We start from the raw sequence: 21,309 nt of genomic DNA, 5'->3' as shown, positions 1-21,309 counted from the left end.
ACTGAATCAACTTAAATTATAATGAAAAAACTCACGATAATAGCGGTTTTGCTCCTCGCGTTGCAAACGTACGGGCAACAAGACCCACAGTACACGCAGTACATGTATAATATGAATATTGTTAATCCAGCTTATGCAGGTTCTAGAGAGAATCTTTCATTCGGATTATTATACAGAAACCAGTGGTCTAGAATTGATGGTGGTCCAGAGACCGGAACATTTTTTGGCCACTCACCTATTGGTAATAACCTTGGATTGGGTGTATCCTTGATCGCGGACCAATTAGGCCCTGTCAAAGAGACCAACGCCTACGTTGACCTGTCCTATACCTTGAAACTGGGCGGCGAGCACCGCCTAGCCTTCGGTGTGAAGGCGGGAGCCACATTTCATGACATAAATCTTACTACTGGTAACGTTGATGTCATTGATGCTGGTGATCCCTTCTTTGGTATGCAGATAAATGAAACCACACCAAATATTGGTGCTGGTTTTTTCTATTACACAAATAAATATTATTTATCTGTATCGGTCCCAAATATGTTGGCATCTGTCCACCTTGATTCTAACGGAAATAAAATCGGCTCTGAAACACAGCACTACTTTGTAACAGGAGGTTATGTTTTTGATTTGTCGGCAAATACAGAACTGAAACCTTCTTTTATGGTTAAATCTGCTTTTAATGCACCTACGTCTTTTGATGTGAACCTTAACGCAAGGTTCTTCAAAAAGTTTGAAATCGGTGCTTCGTACAGATTGGACGATTCGTTCTCGGGTCTGGTCAATTTTGCGCTGTCGCCATCCCTCAGAGTGGGTTATGCCTATGATGCCGTATCATCGGATATCAAGGCATTTGCGCCTGCCTCTCATGAGGTGATGCTCCTGTTCGACCTTAATTTCCCGAAACGCGTTTCACGTTCACCTAGATACTTCTAACCGGTTAAGCTAAACAATTATGAAAAACTTAAAAACACTATTATTTATCTCGTTGATGAGTGGTCTATGCTTAACTGCTCAGAACAAGGACACCAAAAAGGCCGACAAGGAATTCGCCAGGTTCGAATACGTCGATGCCGCCGAAAGCTATAAAAAGCTTATCGACAAAGGGGACGGATCGCCTTATGTGTACGGACAATTGGCCGAGTGCTATTACAACATCTTCAATACCGTTGAAGCGGAAAAATGGTATGCCAAAGCTTTAGAGTCTGAAGATAATCCTGAGATGATCTATAAATATTCCGAAATGCTCAAGGCCAACGGCAAATATGACGAGTCCAACAAGCAAATGGAAAAGTTCGCTTCCATGCGACCTGCAGATAATAGGGCAACTGCATTTAGAAAGAACCCTAACTATTTGCCAAAAATTCTTGAACAAGGTAAAAAGTTTAATGTACAAGACGCAGGTTTTAACTCAGCGCAGTCTGATTTTGGTGGGATAGTGAATGATGGTAAGCTTTTCATTACCTCTGCCAGAAATGACAACCGAAAAACCTACGGTTGGAACGAAGAACCTTTTTTGGATATTTATACACTTACCAAAAATTCTGATGGTGCTTATGGTAATGCAACGTTGATGAATGACAAAATCAACACTAAATATCACGAAGGCTTAGTGTCCTTTACACCAGATGGCAAGACCATGTACTTTTCAAGAGAAAGTTATTTTGAAAAGGATTTTCAAAAAGACTCTTTAAGTAAAGTGCGTTATAGCCAGCTTTATTTGTTCAAAGCTACCAAATTGGGGAATGATTGGGATACCGTTGAAAGTTTAGCCATAAACAGCGAAAACTATTCGGTTAAAAATCCTTCTGTAAGTGCCGACGGATCTACTCTATATTTTTCCTCTAACATGCCTGGTGGTTACGGTAACTTCGATATTTACAAAGCGGCCATCAATGAAGATGGTACTTTGGGAGAGCCTGAGAACTTGGGACAGAAGGTCAACACCGAGGGACAGGAAATGTTCCCGTACATCAGCAGCAACAATACGCTTTATTTCTCTTCCAACGGGCATTTGGGACTTGGCGGTATGGATGTGTTCTATACCAAGGTTGTTGATGGAAAGATGGCGCCCGTAAGGAATGTCGGCATCCCTATCAACAGCAACGGTGACGATTTTGCCTTTACCATCAACGAGGAAACCGAGGAAGGTTTTGTGTCCTCTAACAGGGAAGGTGGCAAAGGCAGTGATGATGTCTATGCCTTTAAAAAGCTTCAGCCGCTTTGCGATGTTTTAATAACAGCGACTGTTTTAGATGATACAACCAGAGAGCCCTTAAGTGGTGCTTCCGTGTCCTTATATGATGCGGACGGTAATAAAATCGTTTCAAAAACAACGAACGAAGAGGGTGTTGCCGAATTCATAGTCGAGTGCGAACAGGATACCGAACTGGAAGTGGTCATGGAAGATTTTGAAAGCAAGAAAGTACCGGTAAAAGGGACCAGCGAAGAGGAACTGGCCGTTCAGATATCTCTGGACCCTATAGAGAAAATCATGACCCCTGAGGAAATCGTGCTTAACCCGATCTATTTTGATTTCGATAGGTCCAACATCACCGCACAGGCGGCTTTTGAACTGGACAAACTGGTACAGATCATGAACAAGTACCCGGAACTGGTGATCAACGCAACCTCCCATACGGACAGCAGAGGATCCGATTCATACAACCAAAGACTGTCGCAGCGCAGAGCTAAGAGTACCCAACAATACGTAATTTCAAAGGGTATAGACGCTTCACGTATTTCTGCTGAGGGCAAGGGTGAGTCCGAGCCTAAGGTCAATTGTGGATCCAACTGCAGCGACGAAGAACACCAGCAAAACAGACGTTCCGAGTTTAAAATAGTTGGCGGCGGACCAAATGAACAACAGTAAAACCTGACTTTACGATAAAAAAAGCGCCCCATTTTCACGGGGCGCTTTTTTGTCTTTTTATCGTAATGGATAGCCTTTTGCAGCCCACCAAGGATGAACTTCTATAACCAATCGTCCTGCTTTTACCATTGGATCGGCATTAGCCAGACTATCTGCCATTTTTAATGTTGGCACATTGTAGATAGTAATTCCTCTGATCTCACCATCATCCCCAAAAGGGCCAGAGATATCAGCATAGCCTAACTCATACATTTTGCCTAAATGAGCCAAGTGTTCACTTTGAAGCCTATTGGCTTCTTCCTCATTTTGATTTCGTATTGGGCCACTTTTTAAAAATGCAATAAAATATTGTTGCATCAAAGTAGTGTCTTTAGTCTTTTCATCTATATAATCAAAGACCTCATAACCCTTGCTCACAAGTTCAGCTCTTAATTCTGCTACGGATTTCTTTTTCGTATTTAATAAATTGGATTTTTCAACTGGTACTTCTACAATATCATTTTCTGTGGCTATTTCTGCACCTTTCTCAGATTCTGTTCCATTTTTACATGACACTAGAAAACAGGTTAAATACAATGTAAAAAGTATGTTTTTCATTATTTCCAAGTTTTATAAGGTTGTTTACTCAATTGCGAATTATAATATCTAATATCTCCTGTAACCTCTTTTCCTAACCAATCAGGTTTGTTAAAAATTTCAGCTTTTGATTGTAATTCTATTTCAGCTATAATTAAGCCTTCATTGTCATCAAAGAACTCATCAATCTCAAAAGTATGTTTACCAAAGTTCACTTCATAACGCATTTTATCAATTATACTTTCTTCACATAACTCTAAAAGCTGTTGTGCTTCTTGTGTAGTAATCTCGGTTTCCCATTCAAAACGTACCAAACCATCTTCTGATGATTTTCCTTTTACGGTTAAATATCCTTTATCATTTTTCAATCTTACCCTTACTGTACGCTCTTTGTGACTATTCAAAAAACCTTGTTTTATGCCATAACTTCTAGTTGCTTGCTTTTTAAAATCATTAGAGGTGACTAAAAATTTACGTTCTATTTCTACTGCCATTAAAAGGTTTTTAATGTCTAAATTTACATTATGCTAAACGATTTACCAATAAGAAAGATAATTCATGTAGATATGGATGCGTTTTATGCGTCTGTAGAGCAAATGGACAATCCTGATCTTAAAGGTAAGCCTATTGCTGTTGGTGGTGGTGGAAAACGTGGCGTTATTAGTGCTGCAAGCTATGAAGCACGACAATTTGGAGTAAAAAGTGCTATGTCTGGTCGTTTGGCCGAGAAACTATGCCCAGAACTTATTTTTGTTAGACCACGATTTGACCGTTATAAGGACATCTCTAACCGTGTACGAAAAATATTTTTTGACTACACTGATTTGGTCGAACCTTTATCTTTAGATGAAGCTTATTTAGATGTTACTGAAAACAAAATTGGGCTTCCTAGCGCTACTTTGATTGCCAAGAAAATAAGACAACGCATTTTTGACGAAGTTGGCTTAACGGCTTCCGCAGGTATCTCTACTAATAAATTTATTGCTAAGGTTGCGAGTGATTATAATAAGCCAAACGGACAAAAAACCGTAAACCCTGAAGACGTTCTTCAATTTTTAGAAGATTTAGACATTAGAAAGTTTTATGGTGTGGGTAAGGTTACTGCCGAAAAAATGTACCAAAAAGGCATCTTTACAGGCAAGGATTTAAAATCTAAAAGCTTGGAGTATTTAGACCAAAACTTTGGTAAATCTGGTCGCTATTATTATTACGTGGTGAGAGGAATCCATAATAGTGAAGTAAAACCAAATCGCATAAGAAAATCGTTAGCTGCTGAGCGTACCTTCAACGAAAACCTCTCTTCAGAAATTTTCATGCTCGAAAAATTAGACCATATAGCTGAAGAAGTTTCCAAACGGCTAGAGAAAAGCCGAGTTGCAGGTAAAACAATAACATTAAAGATAAAATACAGTGATTTTACCTTACAAACCCGTAGTAAAACTCTTCTATATTATATAAGTGACAAATCTATTATTTTAGAAACTGCAAAAGAACTTTTATATCAAGAAAAATTGAACAATTCAGTACGTCTTTTGGGAATATCTTTATCTAATTTGAATACTGATAGAGACAAAAAGCCTCAATCAACTGAAGAGGATAAAACATCGGTTAGCGCGCAGTTAAAGTTCGAATTTTAGACCATTAAAATAATTCTGACGTTTATTATAAAGGTTTGTAATAAAAGTTACATTATTAAAAATAAACCAACGTATCTTTCGTTTAACTATGTTGTTATTTTTTAAAAAATGAAGATAATACTCACTACACTATCATTGTTGTTTAGCATTGCAATAGTAAATGCACAAGAATGGCACACAGACTTTTCTGAAGCACAAGAAATTGCTACTAGCAGCAACAAGCCAATTATTTTAGTTTTTCAAGGTTCTGATTGGTGTGCTCCTTGTATAAAACTAGATAAAGAAATTTGGAGTACTGAAGAATTTAAATCCTATGCTAAAGAACATTATGTGATGCTAAAGGCTGATTTTCCAAGAAAAAAAAGCAACAAACTCTCAGAAGAACAAACAGAAGCCAACAAAAAACTTGCTGAAAAATATAATAAGCAAGGTTACTTTCCTTTTGTAGTTGTTTTAAACTCAAAAGGAGAAGTTCTTGGTGAGACGAGCTATAAAAAAGCGACACCTAAAAAGTATATCGAAGAAATAAATGCTTTTTTAAAATAAATTTAAGCAAATGAAATACCTTCTCACATTAGTCCTATTTATAACTAATGTTAATATAAGTTCTGGGCAACAAACTTTCAAGGAAACCCTCAAGTTAATGGGTAGCCGTTTTGACATTACTGTTGTTGCAAAAGATTCTTTAGAAGGGAAAAAATTTATTAAACTAGCTGTTGATGAAATTGAAAGAATTGAGAGTCTTGTTTCTTCTTGGGATGAAAACTCGCAAACATCCGAAATTAATAGAAACTCAGGTATAAAAGCAGTAGAAGTTGACCTAGAATTATTTCAGCTTATAGAGCGCGCAATTGCTATTTCTCAACTTACAGATGGTGCTTTTGATATCAGTTATGCCTCAATGGATAAAATCTGGAAATTTGATGGTAGCATGAAAGAGATGCCGAGTGAAGATGAAATTAAAGTCTCTGTTGAAAAGGTAGGCTTTAAAAATATTTTACTAGATAAATCTAAAAATACTGTCTTTTTAAAACTTAAAGGCATGAAGATAGGTTTTGGAGCCATTGGCAAAGGTTATGCGGCAGATAAAGCTAAAGAATTGCTTATGTCTAAAGGAGTTACTGCTGGGATTATCAACGCATCTGGAGACATGAATACCTGGGGAAAACAACCTAATGGAAGTGAATGGAAGGTTGCTATCACAAATCCTTTAAACAAGAATAAAGCGTTTGCGCTATTACCTATTAATAATAGTGCTGTGGTAACTTCAGGAAACTATGAAAAGTTTGTGAATTTCAACGGAATAAGGTATTCACACATTATTGATCCTCGCACAGGTTATCCATCGAGTGGTATAATAAGCGTTACCGTTTTTGCACCAAAAGCTGAACTGGCAGACGCTTTAGCAACTTCTGTTTTTGTTATGGGAAAAGATACTGGCCTAGATCGTATTAATCAGCTCCCAAATATTGAATGCATTATTATAGATGACAAGGGAAACATTATAAAGTCAAAAAACATAGAAATAGAAAATCATGATTAAACAAACAATAATACTCGTTGTATTCTCTTGCTTTTTAAGTAGTTGTGTAGTTGTAAAAGAATATGAAAAAGTAAATATTAATGATCCCGATATGGTATTGGCAGATAAAAAGTGTGATAGAAATGTAAGCACTATGCATTCATACAGGGAAGCTGCTACAGGCGCAAACGGAGGAAAAACAGGTGGTGGCTGTGGTTGTAATTAAAAAATAAAAATTGAAAAATTTAGTAATTTTCCTAAGCCTGTTTGGTTTTTTTAAACTAACTGCGCAAATTGATCAAGACTCGAGCGATGGCTATAAAAAAAGAGTCTTAGAAACAACAGAAATCGATTTTTTATCTAGCTACTACACTCAAAATGGTGATAATGCTGCTGTAAGTGGTGGAACTGGCACAGAGGAGTTAACCGATGCTACAGCGACCTTCGTTGTTTCAATCCCTTTGAATGCAGATGATGTATTAACTATTGATGCTGGTGTTTCTGCTTATACCTCTGCTTCTTCAAGTAATATTAATCCTTTTGATAATGGTACGGCTAGCCCATTTCAAGCCTCATCTGGTGCCTCTAGTGGTGATGTATGGTCAAACCTTACCGCAAGTTATAGGCACAATTCTGATGACAGGAATGATATCTGGTCTGCAAAATTATCGGTGTCAACCGAATATGACTACTTTTCTGTAGGTTTTGGCGGTAGTTACACCAAGCTTTTCAATGAAAAAAGCACAGAACTAAGTATTAGTGCTAATGTTTATTTAGACACATGGAATGCTATCTATCCTATAGAACTTCGCCCTTTTGGTGAAAATGGAAACGGAATTAACAATTCATTATTTACCCAAAACACCATCACTGGAAATCAAAATTACAACCCTATATTCACAAAATTTAAGGATGAAAGTAGAAACTCTTATTCTATCGGTTTTGGACTTTCTCAAATACTACATAAAAACGTACAAGGATCACTATCGGTAGATTTAGTAAAACAAGATGGGTTATTATCTACTCCTTTTCAGCGTGTCTATTTTTCTGACATTGCAGATTCCTTTATTGAAGATTTTCAGCTTGCTGACGCTATTGAGCAGTTACCAGACTCAAGATTTAAAGTGGCTATTGGAGGGAGATTGAATTGGTTTCTCAACGAATCCTTTACTGTAAGAACTTTTTATCGTTATTATTATGATGATTGGGGCATTAATTCGCATACGGCCAGTATTGAAGTTCCTTTTAAACTATCTGACAAATTTACATTATACCCATCTTACAGATTTTATAATCAAACTGCCGCTGACTATTTTTACTCTTACGAAACAGCTTTATCTAGCTATGAATTTTATACATCTGACTATGATTTGTCTAAATATTCATCTAATCAGTTTGGTTTTGGTATTTCCTATACAGACATCTTTACAAAAGCTCATGTTTGGAAATTTGGACTAAAGAGTGTGGATTTGAAGTATTACAAATACGATAGAAACACGACTTTTGGCTCGAGTATCATAACAACAGGACTTAAATTTATAATGAACTAGGAAATTAGTTTCTTAACTATTACTATTTACATAATAGATATATAATACCTTAACGATTAAATTTTAGTTAAAAACTACAACTCTCAATCTCCGTAACACGTAAAGTGTTTACCATACCTCTATCTTTAATAGGCATTGCCGCTAAGCTGATTAACATATCACCAACTTCTAAATACCCTTTTTTACACGCGATAGCGTTGACGTCCTCAATGGTTTCGTCAGTACTTACAAATCGGTCATAATAAAACGCTTTTACGCCCCAAAGTAAACTCAATTGTGATAAAATACGTCTATTGGAGGTAAAAACTAAAATATGTGCTTTTGGTCTCCATGCCGAAATCTGAAATGCTGTATAACCACTATTAGTTAGTGTTGAAATGGCTTTTGCATTTATCTCATTCGCCATGTTTGCAGCATGGTAACAAATAGATTTTGTTATGTAACGCTTGGTACGAATATGAGGAGGCGATTGAGGTACTTCAATTAATGGAGAATCCTCTACACTCTTAATAATATTAGACATTTGACGAATAACCTGCACAGGATACTGTCCTACAGACGTTTCACCAGATAGCATAACCGCATCGGCTCCATCCATTACTGAGTTAGCAACATCATTAACCTCAGCACGAGTTGGTGTTAGGCTAGAAATCATGGTTTCCATCATTTGCGTTGCTATGATTACAGGAATTCTGGCGCGTTTGGCTCTCAATACCAATTGCTTTTGTATTAGTGGTACTTCCTCGGCAGGAATCTCTACACCTAAATCACCACGAGCTACCATTAAACCATCACAGTAAGCCACTATTTTGTCAATATTTTCAACGGCTTCAGGTTTTTCAATCTTAGCTATAATTGGAATTTTATGATTGCTGTGCTCTTTTATCAGTTCTTCCAACTCCATCAAATCTTCCGCATGACGCACAAAGGACAAAGCAATCCAGTCCACTTCCTGACGAATGGCAAAAATAGCATCTTCAATATCTTTTTCTGTTAAAGCTGGCTGAGAAATATTGGTATTGGGTAGATTGACACCTTTTTTAGATTTAAGTGGACCACCTTGTATTACCCTTGCCTTTACCTCTTTTTTCCCATCGGTAGAAACGACTTCAAAAATTAGTTTACCATCATCCAATAAAATACGTTCACCTGGCTTTGCATCTTGAGGAAATTTTTCATAAGTCATGTAAACACGCTCTTTAGTACCATCAAAACGCTTACCTGTGGCAAAGATAATTTCATCTCCTTCATTTACAATCACTTCACCTTTCATCGTACCAACCCTAAGCTTAGGACCTTGCAAATCTGCTAATATTGCAGCGTTAAACCCAAACTCTTCATTGAGTTCACGTATCATGTCTATGCGCTCTTTTACATCATCGTAATTAGCGTGAGAAAAATTAATTCTAAATACATTTGCACCCTCTTCCATCATGGCTTTTAAGGTTTCCTTATTGCTTGTAGCTGGGCCTAATGTGGCTACTATTTTGGTTTTTTTGTTTGGCATGAATTCAAAAAATTAAATGATCTTTAGATTTTAATTCAGACGGATTAACCGAATAACTCGTTACAATCTGTGGTATATTTTGAAGCTTGTTTAATATGAGTTTTTCATTGACATTCTGAATCTCATCAGAAATCTTAATAAAATAATCTACCTTTTTATACTCAGGAACAAGATTGAATGTTTTTATTACTTTTTCGTTAGTTTGAAATAACCCTGTACTGTACAAACTATCTTCTTCCTTTTTACAAACATTAGATACTAAGTTCCAAACTACATACTGCGATGCATTATCCCACTCAAAAATACTGTAAGAAGATTTTAAATATCCCATGTCTAAATCTTCTGATTTTCGTTGTAGTCTCAGATCTAAACTTTGGTTAAGCAGATAGGCTAAACGATAATCTTCTAACCCACAATGTATAGCAATGAGTTTGTAGGTATCGTCATAAAAATCATCAACTACAAGTTTATGCAACGCCATACAGTTATAACTTTAGAAGGTAAATATAGTACAATAATAGGTTGATAATGTCAACTTTTGGTTAATCTTAACCCTTAAAACCTACGAAAACGTTATAGATTTTAGCTTTTCTATAGATTCCTGTGTAACTCTAGATTATATAAGCTTTGTGATTTGCTTTTGAAATGCAAAAAAAGCACGTTTAGAAGCTTTTTCTTCAGCCTTTTTCTTTGAAGTTGCTCTAGCCTTAGAAACTACTTTATCATTAATACTAAGTTTTACAGAAAAGTGCTTTAACTCATCATTACCTGTATCCTCATACACTTCATAATCAAAAGTATTTTTTTCTTTTTGACACCACTCTATCAGTAAACTTTTATAACTAATGACTTTACCTTCTAAAGTTTCAATATCTACATGTGGATGTATAATGCGTTTGTACAAAAATTTTTCACAGGCCTTGAATCCTCTGTCCAAATAAATAGCTCCAACTAAAGCTTCAAAAAGATTCCCATGAATATTGTTTCCAAAATTAGATTTTGGTATTCTACTTTGAACTAAGTCTATGAGCTTTAGCTCTTTACCCAATTCGTTAAGGTGTTCTCTACTCACTACTTTAGAGCGCATTTTGGTGAGATAACCTTCATCACCATGAGGAACTTGATCGTAAAGATACGCAGCTATAACAGAACTTATCATAGCATCACCAACAAACTCTAATCGTTCGTAATTAATAGGATTTCCTCTTTTATCCTTAATATTCATTGAACGATGAGTGAAAGCATTGATATATAAGCTTTGGGATTTTGGTTTAAAGCCTAGAATATCTTTGAGTTTCAAAAAAAAATTCCCGTCATCGAATGAACGGGAATTTTTTAATATGTTACGAATGAAACTCATTCGGGATTTAGTCTAATTTTTTAAATAATACACAAGCGTTGTGACCGCCAAATCCAAATGTATTACTCATAGCTATTTTAATATCTCTCTTCTGAGCTTTATTGAGCGTTAAATTTAATTCTGGGTCTATTTGCTCATCAACTGTTTCGTGATTAATTGTTGGTGGTATAATACCATTTTCTAATGCTAATATAGACGCAATAGCTTCTATTGCACCTGCAGCACCCAACAAATGACCAGTCATAGACTTGGTAGAATTAATATTTATAGTCTTTGCATGGTCTCCAAACACTTCTGATATAGCTTTTAATTCGGCAACATCTCCTAAAGGTGTGGATGTTCCGTGTGTATTAATATGATCTACATCTTCGGGTTTTAAACCAGCATTTTCTAAACAGTTTTTCATTACCGCAACAACTCCAATACCGTCAGGATGAGGTGCTGTCATATGATAAGCATCAGAAGATAAACCACCACCTACAACTTCAGCGTAAATTTTAGCTCCTCTTGCTTTAGCATGCTCGTACTCTTCTAAAACAATAGCACCTGCACCTTCACCCAATACAAAACCATCTCGATTAGCATCGAAAGGTCTTGAGGCAGTTTCAGGACTATCATTTCTTGTACTCATAGCATGCATAGCGTTAAATCCTCCCATACCTGCAATAGTTACTGCAGCTTCACTTCCGCCTGTAATTACTACATCACAATGGCCTAAACGAATTGTGTTTAAGGCATCAATCATTGAATTGGCAGAAGATGCGCAAGCAGATACTGTTGTGTAGTTGGGACCCATGAAACCATACTTAATAGATATGTTTCCTGGTGCTATATCTGCAATCATTTTTGGAATGAAACGAGGACTAAATCGAGGTGTTCCGTCACCAGCGGCATAATTAAGCACTTCTTCTTGAAATGTTTCTAAACCACCTATTCCTGCTCCCCAAATTACTCCTACTCTGTACTTGTTAATCGCATCTAAATCTAGTTTCGAATCTGCAATAGCTTCATCAGAAGCTACCATTGCGTATTGAGAAAACTTATCCATCTGACGCGCTAACTTTTTATCAATAAAGTCTTCGACGTTAAAATTTTTTATTTCACAAGCGAACTGCGTTTTGAACTTTTCAGCATCAAAATACGTAATTGGGGCAGCGCCACTTTTTCCATTAACAAGACCATTCCAATATTCATCCTTGGTATTGCCAATAGGTGTAAGTGCACCTAAACCAGTAACTACTACTCGCTTTAATTCCATAAAAATAAAGTCTTATTTTGCTGCTTCTATATAAGAGATAGCTTGACCAACTGTTGCGATGTTCTCAGCTTGATCGTCTGGGATTTGAATATCAAATTCTTTTTCAAATTCCATGATTAATTCTACAGTATCTAATGAATCTGCACCTAAGTCGTTAGTGAAGCTTGCTTCAGTTACAACTTCGTTTTCATCAACACCTAATTTGTCTACGATAATCGCTTTTACTCTTGATGCAATGTCTGACATAATCTTTTAATTTTAAGTTTTAATTAGACCGCAAAAATAAAAAACTTTATTTTAAAAATCACCTTTACCGATAAAATGTGCATCTTAATGACAAAAATTGGCAGAAGTATTTCTGTTTTGCGCCTAATTGTTAATTATTATTCTTTTTTTTGTTTCTGAATAATAAACCAATATACCTGTAAATGAAACGTATTGTAATTTTTGCATCCGGAAGTGGATCTAATGCTGAAAATTTAATCAAGTTTTTTCAAAACAGCGATAATGTGTCTGTTATTCAGGTACTGACTAACAATCCTCATGCCAAAGTATTAGATCGATGTAAAAGACTTAATGTCAGTGCTTTATCTTTTAATAGAATAGCATTTAGCAAGTCTCAAGATGTGCTTAACATCTTAAAATTGTCTAATCCTGACTTAATTGTACTAGCTGGCTTTCTTTGGAAATTTCCTGAGTTTATTCTCAATGAATTTGAGAATAAGGTCATTAACATTCATCCTGCCTTACTTCCGAAATATGGTGGGAAAGGCATGTATGGTATGCATGTGCATCATGCGGTTGTAGAAAATAAAGAAACAGAAACTGGCATTACGATTCATTATGTCAACGAAAATTATGACGAAGGAGCCATCATTTTTCAGGCAAAATGTGAAGTGAAAGCGTCAGACACTGCTGCTGATGTTGCTGCTAAAATCCATGAATTGGAAATGGAGCATTTTCCAAAAGTTGTTGAAAGATTATTAATCAACCTTTAAGAAGCGCATTAATACTAATGAAATCCTGAAACAAGTTCAGGATACAAAAATGTCAAAGAAAAGGAAGAAATATTACACCGTTTGGAAAGGTCATCGTACTGGGGTTTTTGAATCTTGGGACGACTGCAAGGCACAAATCAAAGATTTTAAAGGGGCTCAATACAAATCGTTTTCAACTTTTGAAGCCGCAAAAAAAGCCCTAAAAGACGGGCCAAAAAATTATATAGGTAAATCTAAAGCCCTTATAAGTGAGCTTTCTGAAGAACAGTTAAAAAAAATAGGTCATCCCAATTTTCATTCCATTGCAGTCGATGCCGCGTCTTCTGGCAATCCTGGTAAAATGGAATATAGAGGTGTAGATACCAAGACTAAAAAGCAACTCTTTATTCAAGGGCCCTTTGAAGAAGGTACCAATAATATCGGTGAATTTCTAGCTATTGTACACGGATTAGCGTTTTTAAAACAGCGTAATAGCGACCGTATTATATATACTGACTCTAAAACAGCCATGAGTTGGGTGCGTAAAAAAGCTTGTAATTCAAAGTTGGAACGGAACGAAAAAAATAAAGCGCTTTTTGAACTTGTAGATCGTGCTGTTAAATGGTTAAAAACAAATAATTATTCAACAACCATAGTAAAATGGGAAACCAAAGCTTGGGGTGAAATTCCAGCTGATTTTGGAAGGAAATAATTACACCTTAGATGTTGCCATGTATATTTCATCAGCAATATATTTTATGTACTTTTGCACGGTAATTCAAACTTACTTTAATGGGTAAATTAGTAATTGTTGGAACAGTGGCGTTTGATGCTATTGAAACACCTTTTGGTAAAACCGACAAAATCCTTGGTGGCGCTGGCACCTTTATTGGTCTAGCGGCTTCAAACTTTAATGTTGATTCTGCGGTTGTTTCAGTAGTTGGTGGTGATTTTCCTCAGAAATATTTAGACCTTATGTCTAATAAAAACATTAATGTATCTGGCATAGAAATCGTAAAAGATGGTAAAACCTTCTTTTGGAGTGGCAAATACCACAATGACATGAACTCCAGGGACACTTTGGCAACTGAACTAAATGTCCTTGCTGACTTTGAACCCAAAGTTCCTGAAAGTTATAAAGATGCCGAGGTTGTAATGCTAGGAAACTTGCATCCAATCACCCAAATGAGGGTGTTAAATCAAATGAACACAAAGCCAAAAATGGTCATCTTAGACACCATGAATTTTTGGATGGATTGTGCTTTAGAAGATTTACACCATACAATGAAGCATGTAGACGTCATTACAATCAATGACGAAGAAGCAAGGCAATTAACTGGTGAATACTCATTGGTTGTTGCTGCCAGAAAAATTCATGAAATGGGACCAAAATATGTCGTTATTAAAAAGGGCGAACATGGTGCTTTACTCTTTCATAATGATAGCGTATTCTTTGCGCCAGCACTACCTTTAGAAGAAGTATTTGACCCTACTGGAGCTGGTGACACCTTTGCAGGTGGATTTGCAGGTTATTTAGCAAAAACTGGTGATTATTCTTTTGAAAATTTAAAAACGGCCGTAATTTATGGTTCTACCTTAGCTTCGTTCTGTGTTGAAAAATTTGGAACAGAACGTATGATCAATTTAACAAACGAAGAAGTGTATAAACGTTTGGACCAATTTAAGAGTCTAACACAATTTGATATAGAATTAACAACTTAAAAAACCAACGCGCTCAATTTTTAGCGCGTTTTTTTATTACACAATATGAGTGATGCTTTAAAACACGAGTGCGGTATAGCACTCATAAGGCTTTTAAAACCATTAGAATATTATAAAGAAAAATATGGTAGTGCGTTTTATGGTGTAAACAAAATGTATTTAATGATGGAAAAACAGCACAATCGCGGACAAGATGGTGCTGGTTTTGCAAGTATTAAATTAGACACAAAACCTGGTGAACGCTACATAAGTAGGGTTCGATCCATTGCCCAGCAACCCATACAAGATATTTTCTCCCAGATAAATGAACGCATCAATAAAGAAATGTTACAACACCCTGAATATAAGGACAGTGTTGTACTACAAAAAAAGAATATCCCTTACATTGGTGAATTACTACTGGGTCATGTGCGCTATGGTACCTTTGGAAAAAACAGTGTAGAAAGTGTTCACCCATTCTTGAGGCAAAACAATTGGATGCATAGAAACCTCATTGTGGCTGGCAATTTCAACATGACCAACGTTAATGAACTTTTTAATAACTTGGTAGATATTGGTCAGCACCCTAAAGAAAAGGCAGATACCATTACGGTAATGGAGAAAATAGGTCATTTTTTAGATGATGCCGTGGCCAAAATTTATAAAGACCTTAAAAAAGAAGGGTATTCTAAAATAGAGTGTTCGCCACTAATTGCAGAACGCTTAAAACTCAGTAAAATTTTAAAGCGTGCCGCCAAAAACTGGGACGGTGGTTATGCTATGGCAGGGTTATTAGGTCATGGAGATTCGTTTGTACTTAGAGATCCCGCTGGCATAAGACCTGCTTATTATTATAAAGATGATGAAGTCGTCGTAGTAGCTTCCGAGCGTCCTGTTATACAGACAGTTTTTAATGTACCTTTTGATGACGTAAAGGAATTAGAACCAGGTCATGCTATTATCACTAAAAAATCTGGTGAATTAAGAATTAAAAAAATACTAGAACCATTAGAAAGAAAGGCTTGTTCATTTGAACGTATCTACTTTTCTAGAGGAAGTGATGCTGAAATTTATGAAGAGCGAAAAGAACTAGGTCGTTTATTAATGCCTAAAGTTCTAAAGGCAATTGATAACGATACTAAAAATACCGTATTTTCATATATTCCAAATACTGCAGAGACGTCATTTTTTGGTATGATTGATACTGTAGAAGAGCACCTTAATCACAAAAAAACAAAAGCCATACTAAAAGGGCAAAGGGAATTATCTGCAGAAAGGGTTGAGGAAATTTTATCTGAAAGACCAAGAATAGAAAAAATTGCGATTAAGGATGTAAAATTAAGAACTTTCATTACTGAAGATAGCAGCAGGGATGATTTGGTTGCTCACGTTTACGATGTAACTTATGGAGTTATTAAACCAACGGATAACTTGGTTATTATAGACGATAGCATTGTAAGAGGTACGACCCTAAAGAAAAGTATCATAAAAATGATGGATCGGTTAAATCCTAAAAAAATAGTTGTTGTTTCTTCTGCGCCTCAAATACGTTACCCAGATTGTTACGGAATTGACATGGCTAACCTTGAGAGTCTAGTGGCTTTTAGAGCTGCATTAGAACTATTAAAGGATAACAATCAATATCATATTGTTGACGAAGTTTATGAGAAGTGTTTAAAGCAAGTAGACCTTAAAGACAAAAATGTGGTTAACCATGTCAAAGAAATTTACGTCAACTTTACTGATGATGAAATCTCAGACAAAATAGCTGAACTATTGAGTGATGAATCTGTTAATGCTGAAGTAAAGATTATTTTTCAACCTGTTGAGAATTTACACAAGGCCTGTCCTAAAAACTTAGGCGATTGGTATTTTACTGGTAATTATCCCACTGATGGAGGAAATAGAGTTGTAAACAGAGCATTTATCAACTTTTATGAAGGCAATAAGGAGCGCGCGTACTAATCACCATGTAGATTAGCGTTTAATCCGAAAAATTATGTATTTTACCTATAAAAATTGCATTTCATCTAATATATGTATCTATTTTAACAAATTAAAATTACATTGGTATCACCATAACATAAGTAGGTTAAGTTCATGGTAGATTTGGGGCAAAAAAAGGTGAACAGTGTTCACCTTTTTTTATGGACATAAATTAAAGTAATGCTTTAAGTAATTTACTCACCGGCATACTGTTTTTCTCTTTAATCTCATTCTATTGTCCTAGTTTCCACGCTTAGACTAATATATAGGTCGTTTATCCAATAAATTTAACTATTAAATTAATGTAAACCTATATTTGAGTCACCATAACATAAGTAGGTTAAGTTTATGGTAGATTTGGGGCAAAAAAGGTGAACTCTCTGTTCACCTTTTTTCATTTTTAGTACTATTAAAAATTTTATTATTCACATCAAAAAAAAAAGCCAGACTCATAAGTCTGACTTTAATTATATTTCAATTTATGTTATTTAGCCTTAGCGTAGCGACGCTCAACCTCGTTCCAGTTAATAACCTTAAAGAAAGCTTCAATATAATCTGGTCTTCTATTTTGGTAGTTTAAATAATAAGCATGTTCCCAAACATCTAATCCTAATATTGGAGTACCACCACAACTAACTCCTGGCATCAATGGGTTATCTTGATTTGGTGTAGAGCAAACCTCAACTTTACCGCCTTTGTGTACACATAACCATGCCCAGCCTGAACCGAATTGAGTAGCGGCTGCATTAGAAAAAGCGCTAACAAAAGCATCTTTAGAACCAAATTCTGCTTCAATGGCATCCTTTAGCTCTCCTGACAAATAACCTCTGTCTTCAGGATTTAATACATCCCAAAATAAAGAATGGTTATAAAAACCCCCACCATTATTTCTTACTGCCATATTATTCATATCTAGATTTGCCAAAATATCTTCAATGGATTTTCCTTCCAAATCCGTACCTTCTATTGCCGTATTTAATTTTGATGTATACCCTGCATGATGCTTGGTATGATGTATTTCCATTGTTCGAGCATCAATGTGTGGTTCTAAAGCATCGTACGCATATTTTAATTTTGGTAATTCAAAAGCCATAATTTTTATGTTTTTTAGTGTTACTATTTCTATTTTAACAAATTTACGATTTTGAAAACAAGAAGTTCTAAATAAATTATTAAGATTCCCTATTTTGGTATAAAATTAATCTTTTGCAAGACTCAGCCTTTAAAATATATAACGCATCTGCAGGCAGTGGTAAGACATTTACCTTGGCAAAGACCTATATTAAAATTCTTGTTCAGTCTAAAAACAACGAACAGTTTAAGTCCATATTAGCCATAACATTCACTAATAAGGCAGTTGGTGAAATGAAGGAGCGAATCATTGAAATGCTAAAAGCGTTTTCTCAAGAAGAAAGCTTATATGAGCCACATCCAATGTTTAGTGCTATCTGTGAGGAATTATCAGTCACACCTGAATTTCTAATACAGCGATCTAATGAAATTTTAAAGCATATAATGCACAATTATGGTGCATTTGATATCTCTACAATTGATGGTTTTACGCATAGAGTGATAAGAAACTTTGCTCATGACTTAAAACTTCCTGTGAACTTTGAAGTGGAATTAGACCAAGAACGACTTCTTAATGAGGCAGTTGACAAATTAATTTCAAGAGCAGGAGACAATGAGACCTTAACCCAAACACTTGTTGATTTTGCCATTGAAAAAGCTGATGATGACAAAAGCTGGGACATTAGCTACGACTTCAATAAGATAGCAAAGCTTTTAGTTAACGAAAATGATATCTCAGCAATTGAAACATTTAAGGACAAAACCATTGAAGACTTTAAAATCCTAAAATCAGATTTAATAAAAGCAATCAATAAAATCGAAAACGATATTATAGCTACAGCAAATGCAGTATTGACATTATTGGATGAAAGCGGATTAATGCATGAAGATTTTAGCGGAAAATATCTTCCGAAATATTTTATCAATTTATCTGAACGCAATTTTAATATTTCTTTCGGTACAGCTTGGCAAAACAACTTAGTTGAAGGCGGCACCCTCTACCCAAAACGTGTTACAGATACCATTGCTAGTACCATAGAAAGTATTCAGTTTAACCTATCAGAAGCGTTTTTAAAAACTAAAAATCTAATTTTTGAGCTCAAACTTAAACAAGGCTTTTACAAAAATATTACATCGCTTTCCGTACTAAATGCTATTCAACAAGAGTTGAATATTCTAAAAGAGGAACAAAACAAATTGCTCATTTCAGAATTTAATAAGATTATAAGCAATGAAATAAAAGGCCAACCCACACCTTTTATTTATGAGCGTTTGGGCGAAAAATTTAAACACTACTTTATAGATGAGTTTCAAGACACCTCAAAAATGCAATGGGAAAACTTGGTTCCACTTCTAGACAATGCACTCTCTGCATCTAACGGCTCTGCTATGCTTGTAGGAGATGCTAAACAGTCTATCTACAGATGGAGAGGTGGTGAACCAGAACAGTTTATTAACCTTTATAACAAATCAACCAATCCGTTTCAGGTTGAAGCAGAAGTTCTAAGCTTAGATACCAATTACAGGAGTGCCATTGAAATTATAAATTTCAATAATGATTTTTTCCAATTTTTAAGTCAGAATTATTTTAATGATGATAGATATGCCGAACTTTATAGAAATTCTAAACAAAAAACTTTTAAAGACACAGAAGGTTATGTAAATATAGAGTTTTTAGATATTTCTAAAGATGATGACGCTAACCAATTATATACAAGTAGTGTTATTAAAACCATTGAAGAATGTCTTAAAAATGGTTTTACATTAGATGATATTTGCGTCATTGTAAGAAAACGAAGAGAAGGTGTTGAAATTGCTAAATTTCTTAGTGAAAAAGGCATAAAGATTACCTCGTCTGAAACCTTACTTTTGAAAAACTCAGACAAAGTTCTCTTTATCGATTCTTTTTTAAAATTATTACTTCAAACCGATAATGATAGTTTAAAAATTGACGTTTTAGCTTTTTTAGCAAATCAACATAATTTAGAAGATAAGCACTCATTCTACAGCTCGCATATCTCCATTGGTTTTGATCAAATGCTTAAAAAATTTGAAAATTTAAACATCTATATAAATAAAAATAAATTATTACAATTACCTCTATATGAGTTGATTGAAGAATTAATTAGAACTTTTAACCTTCATAACGCATCTGATGCATTTCTTCAATTTTATTTAGATGTTGTTTTAGAATTTACACAAAAGCAAAACTCAGATTTATCTTCATTTATTAATTATTTTGAAAAGAAAAAAGATAGTCTTAGTGTTATTTCCCCTCAAAATAATAATTCGGTACTAATAATGACCATACATAAGTCAAAAGGATTAGAATTCCCAGTTGTTATTTTCCCGTACTCAGATCTTAATATTTACAAAGAAATAGACCCAAAGGTTTGGTTTCCTGTAGACAAATACAACTATCAAGATTTTAAAATGTTATTACTCAATTACAATAGTGATGTTGAACACTTTGGTGATGTTGGCAAACATCTTTATGAACTACAAAAAAATCAACTTGAGTTAGATAATATTAACCTTTTATATGTCACATTAACTAGAGCAGTAGAACAGTTATATATAATTACAAAAAAAGATGTTAATTCTAAAGGTGTAGTAAATGAAAAAACATACGCAGGTATGTTTATTGCTTATTTGCAAGAAAAAGGATTATGGTCAGATAATAATCTTACGTACAGCTTTGGTACCTCAAAAAATATAAAACAAAAAACGGAATTAAAATTAGACACCAATTCTATTAATTTAATTTCTGTTCCTAAAGAAGATCACAATTTAAGAATCGTTACAAAAGCCGGTCAACTTTGGGACACTAAACAGGGAAAAGCTATAGAGCGAGGTAATTTGGTTCATCTATTATTATCTAAAATTACAACACAAGATGACGTTGACTTTGCTATTGATGACTTGTTGGTGTCAGGTGATATAACCATAAATGATAAAGAAAATCTCAGAACTACCGTTACGGAGATTATACATCATCCGAAAATAAGTCATTATTTTCACGATATTCATAAAGCTTATAATGAAAGGGACATTGTTACGCCAACTGGCGAACTTCTTAGGCCAGATCGTCTCAATATCAGCTCAAAAAATGAAGTCACAATAATAGATTACAAAACAGGTGAACAAAAAACATCACATAGCTCACAACTTAACTCTTACGCCTCTATTCTTAAGGCAATGGACTATCATGTAACACATAAATTTCTTGTTTACATAAATGAAAGCGTTGAAGTTGTTGAAGTCTAATTTCAAGATAGTATCTTTGCCAAAGAAC

20 protein-coding genes are annotated in these 21,309 nt (G+C 35.0%); 12 read left to right on the top strand and 8 right to left on the bottom strand.

Going from position 1 to position 21,309, the window contains the following annotated elements:
- Positions 1–21: 21 nt before the first annotated feature.
- Both ACPX19_RS05650 and ACPX19_RS05645 read left to right on the top strand, forming a co-directional pair.
- Complete coding sequence (locus tag ACPX19_RS05650) at positions 22–933, top strand: PorP/SprF family type IX secretion system membrane protein (protein WP_426432016.1); 912 nt, start codon at positions 22–24, stop codon at positions 931–933.
- A 19-nt stretch (positions 934–952) separates the two neighbouring features.
- Positions 953–2,869 carry an OmpA family protein gene (locus ACPX19_RS05645; RefSeq protein WP_426432015.1) on the top strand — a complete coding sequence of 639 codons (1,917 nt, stop codon included), beginning with the start codon at positions 953–955 and terminating at the stop codon, positions 2,867–2,869.
- Positions 2,870–2,926: 57 nt separating this feature from the next.
- Here ACPX19_RS05645 and ACPX19_RS05640 read toward each other — a convergent pair whose 3' ends face one another.
- Together ACPX19_RS05640 and ACPX19_RS05635 are read right to left on the bottom strand one after the other, a co-directional pair.
- A complete protein-coding gene (locus tag ACPX19_RS05640) occupies positions 2,927–3,466 on the bottom strand; it encodes a YciI family protein (RefSeq protein WP_426432014.1) in 540 nt (179 codons plus the stop codon).
- Positions 3,466–3,939: a CYTH domain-containing protein gene (locus ACPX19_RS05635; protein WP_426432012.1), complete on the bottom strand. Its 474-nt coding sequence runs from the start codon at positions 3,937–3,939 to the stop codon at positions 3,466–3,468. The genes ACPX19_RS05640 and ACPX19_RS05635 overlap by 1 nt, the downstream gene beginning before the upstream one ends.
- A 30-nt stretch (positions 3,940–3,969) precedes the next feature.
- Here ACPX19_RS05635 and dinB point away from each other — a divergent pair, with 30 nt between their 5' ends.
- The 5 genes from dinB to ACPX19_RS05610 all read left to right on the top strand — a co-directional run bounded on the left by dinB (position 3,970) and on the right by ACPX19_RS05610 (position 8,154).
- Entirely contained in the window at positions 3,970–5,082 is a 1,113-nt protein-coding gene (gene dinB, locus ACPX19_RS05630; protein WP_426432011.1) for a DNA polymerase IV, read from the top strand.
- 108 nt (positions 5,083–5,190) lie between these two features.
- Complete coding sequence (locus ACPX19_RS05625; protein ID WP_243473507.1) at positions 5,191–5,628, top strand: thioredoxin family protein; 438 nt, start codon at positions 5,191–5,193, stop codon at positions 5,626–5,628.
- A gap of 10 nt (positions 5,629–5,638) precedes the next feature.
- Positions 5,639–6,625 carry an FAD:protein FMN transferase gene (locus ACPX19_RS05620; RefSeq protein WP_426432009.1) on the top strand — a complete coding sequence of 329 codons (987 nt, stop codon included), beginning with the start codon at positions 5,639–5,641 and terminating at the stop codon, positions 6,623–6,625.
- A complete protein-coding gene (locus ACPX19_RS05615; protein WP_426432008.1) occupies positions 6,618–6,830 on the top strand; it encodes a DUF4266 domain-containing protein in 213 nt (70 codons plus the stop codon). Before ACPX19_RS05620 ends, ACPX19_RS05615 begins: the two co-directional genes overlap by 8 nt.
- 10 nt (positions 6,831–6,840) lie before the next feature.
- Positions 6,841–8,154, top strand: a complete 1,314-nt coding sequence (locus ACPX19_RS05610; protein WP_426432006.1) for a DUF3570 domain-containing protein — start codon at positions 6,841–6,843, stop codon at positions 8,152–8,154.
- Between the two features lie 67 nt (positions 8,155–8,221).
- On the opposite strand, the gene pyk is transcribed toward ACPX19_RS05610, so the two are convergent.
- The 5 genes from pyk to ACPX19_RS05585 all read right to left on the bottom strand — a co-directional run bounded on the left by pyk (position 8,222) and on the right by ACPX19_RS05585 (position 12,525).
- Positions 8,222–9,661, bottom strand: a complete 1,440-nt coding sequence (gene pyk, locus ACPX19_RS05605) for a pyruvate kinase (protein WP_426432004.1) — start codon at positions 9,659–9,661, stop codon at positions 8,222–8,224.
- Positions 9,662–9,665: 4 nt separating this feature from the next.
- Positions 9,666–10,142, bottom strand: coding sequence for an IPExxxVDY family protein (locus ACPX19_RS05600; protein WP_426432002.1), 477 nt, complete (start codon positions 10,140–10,142; stop codon positions 9,666–9,668).
- Positions 10,143–10,277: 135 nt separating this feature from the next.
- Positions 10,278–11,021, bottom strand: a complete 744-nt coding sequence (gene rnc / locus ACPX19_RS05595) for a ribonuclease III (protein ID WP_426432001.1) — start codon at positions 11,019–11,021, stop codon at positions 10,278–10,280.
- Between the two features lie 7 nt (positions 11,022–11,028).
- Positions 11,029–12,279: a beta-ketoacyl-ACP synthase II gene (gene fabF / locus ACPX19_RS05590; RefSeq protein WP_426431999.1), complete on the bottom strand. Its 1,251-nt coding sequence runs from the start codon at positions 12,277–12,279 to the stop codon at positions 11,029–11,031.
- Positions 12,280–12,291: 12 nt separating this feature from the next.
- A complete protein-coding gene (locus ACPX19_RS05585) occupies positions 12,292–12,525 on the bottom strand; it encodes an acyl carrier protein (RefSeq protein ID WP_007647141.1) in 234 nt (77 codons plus the stop codon).
- Between the two features lie 182 nt (positions 12,526–12,707).
- Between ACPX19_RS05585 and ACPX19_RS05580 the strand changes: the two genes are divergently transcribed.
- The 4 genes from ACPX19_RS05580 (at position 12,708) to ACPX19_RS05565 (ending at position 16,922) form a co-directional block, all read left to right on the top strand.
- The gene (locus tag ACPX19_RS05580) at positions 12,708–13,277 is read left to right on the top strand and encodes a phosphoribosylglycinamide formyltransferase (RefSeq protein WP_426431997.1); all 570 of its coding nucleotides are present in this window, start codon (positions 12,708–12,710) and stop codon (positions 13,275–13,277) included.
- Positions 13,278–13,326: 49 nt separating this feature from the next.
- The gene (locus ACPX19_RS05575) at positions 13,327–13,968 is read left to right on the top strand and encodes a viroplasmin family protein (RefSeq protein WP_426431996.1); all 642 of its coding nucleotides are present in this window, start codon (positions 13,327–13,329) and stop codon (positions 13,966–13,968) included.
- 80 nt (positions 13,969–14,048) lie between these two features.
- A complete protein-coding gene (locus ACPX19_RS05570; protein WP_426431995.1) occupies positions 14,049–14,978 on the top strand; it encodes a PfkB family carbohydrate kinase in 930 nt (309 codons plus the stop codon).
- Positions 14,979–15,023: 45 nt separating this feature from the next.
- Positions 15,024–16,922, top strand: coding sequence for an amidophosphoribosyltransferase (locus ACPX19_RS05565; protein ID WP_426431994.1), 1,899 nt, complete (start codon positions 15,024–15,026; stop codon positions 16,920–16,922).
- Between the two features lie 505 nt (positions 16,923–17,427).
- On the opposite strand, the gene ACPX19_RS05560 is transcribed toward ACPX19_RS05565, so the two are convergent.
- On the bottom strand, positions 17,428–18,036 hold the full coding sequence (locus tag ACPX19_RS05560) for a superoxide dismutase (RefSeq protein WP_426431992.1): 609 nt from the start codon (positions 18,034–18,036) through the stop codon (positions 17,428–17,430).
- Between the two features lie 113 nt (positions 18,037–18,149).
- Between ACPX19_RS05560 and ACPX19_RS05555 the strand changes: the two genes are divergently transcribed.
- Positions 18,150–21,281 (top strand): UvrD-helicase domain-containing protein, encoded by a 3,132-nt coding sequence (locus ACPX19_RS05555; RefSeq protein WP_426431991.1) that lies wholly within the window; start codon positions 18,150–18,152, stop codon positions 21,279–21,281.
- Positions 21,282–21,309: the final 28 nt, after the last annotated feature.

Source organism: Winogradskyella sp. HB-48, from assembly GCF_049942685.1.
Taxonomy (GTDB): domain Bacteria; phylum Bacteroidota; class Bacteroidia; order Flavobacteriales; family Flavobacteriaceae; genus Winogradskyella.
This window is presented reverse-complemented; position numbering and strand designations above follow the sequence as displayed.

Bases quoted from the DNA above. Each gene is read 5' to 3' on its own strand.
- fabF (WP_426431999.1), bottom strand. From the start codon at position 12,279: ATGGAATTAAAGCGAGTAGTAGTTACTGGTTTAGGTGCACTTACACCT.
- ACPX19_RS05620 (WP_426432009.1), top strand. From the start codon at position 5,639: ATGAAATACCTTCTCACATTAGTCCTATTTATAACTAATGTTAATATA.
- ACPX19_RS05600 (WP_426432002.1), bottom strand. From the start codon at position 10,142: ATGGCGTTGCATAAACTTGTAGTTGATGATTTTTATGACGATACCTAC.
- ACPX19_RS05585 (WP_007647141.1), bottom strand. From the start codon at position 12,525: ATGTCAGACATTGCATCAAGAGTAAAAGCGATTATCGTAGACAAATTA.
- ACPX19_RS05575 (WP_426431996.1), top strand. From the start codon at position 13,327: ATGTCAAAGAAAAGGAAGAAATATTACACCGTTTGGAAAGGTCATCGT.
- ACPX19_RS05645 (WP_426432015.1), top strand. From the start codon at position 953: ATGAAAAACTTAAAAACACTATTATTTATCTCGTTGATGAGTGGTCTA.
- ACPX19_RS05650 (WP_426432016.1), top strand. From the start codon at position 22: ATGAAAAAACTCACGATAATAGCGGTTTTGCTCCTCGCGTTGCAAACG.
- rnc (WP_426432001.1), bottom strand. From the start codon at position 11,021: ATGAGTTTCATTCGTAACATATTAAAAAATTCCCGTTCATTCGATGAC.
- ACPX19_RS05615 (WP_426432008.1), top strand. From the start codon at position 6,618: ATGATTAAACAAACAATAATACTCGTTGTATTCTCTTGCTTTTTAAGT.
- ACPX19_RS05635 (WP_426432012.1), bottom strand. From the start codon at position 3,939: ATGGCAGTAGAAATAGAACGTAAATTTTTAGTCACCTCTAATGATTTT.
- ACPX19_RS05640 (WP_426432014.1), bottom strand. From the start codon at position 3,466: ATGAAAAACATACTTTTTACATTGTATTTAACCTGTTTTCTAGTGTCA.
- ACPX19_RS05580 (WP_426431997.1), top strand. From the start codon at position 12,708: ATGAAACGTATTGTAATTTTTGCATCCGGAAGTGGATCTAATGCTGAA.
- ACPX19_RS05625 (WP_243473507.1), top strand. From the start codon at position 5,191: ATGAAGATAATACTCACTACACTATCATTGTTGTTTAGCATTGCAATA.
- pyk (WP_426432004.1), bottom strand. From the start codon at position 9,661: ATGCCAAACAAAAAAACCAAAATAGTAGCCACATTAGGCCCAGCTACA.
- ACPX19_RS05560 (WP_426431992.1), bottom strand. From the start codon at position 18,036: ATGGCTTTTGAATTACCAAAATTAAAATATGCGTACGATGCTTTAGAA.
- ACPX19_RS05565 (WP_426431994.1), top strand. From the start codon at position 15,024: ATGAGTGATGCTTTAAAACACGAGTGCGGTATAGCACTCATAAGGCTT.
- dinB (WP_426432011.1), top strand. From the start codon at position 3,970: ATGCTAAACGATTTACCAATAAGAAAGATAATTCATGTAGATATGGAT.
- ACPX19_RS05570 (WP_426431995.1), top strand. From the start codon at position 14,049: ATGGGTAAATTAGTAATTGTTGGAACAGTGGCGTTTGATGCTATTGAA.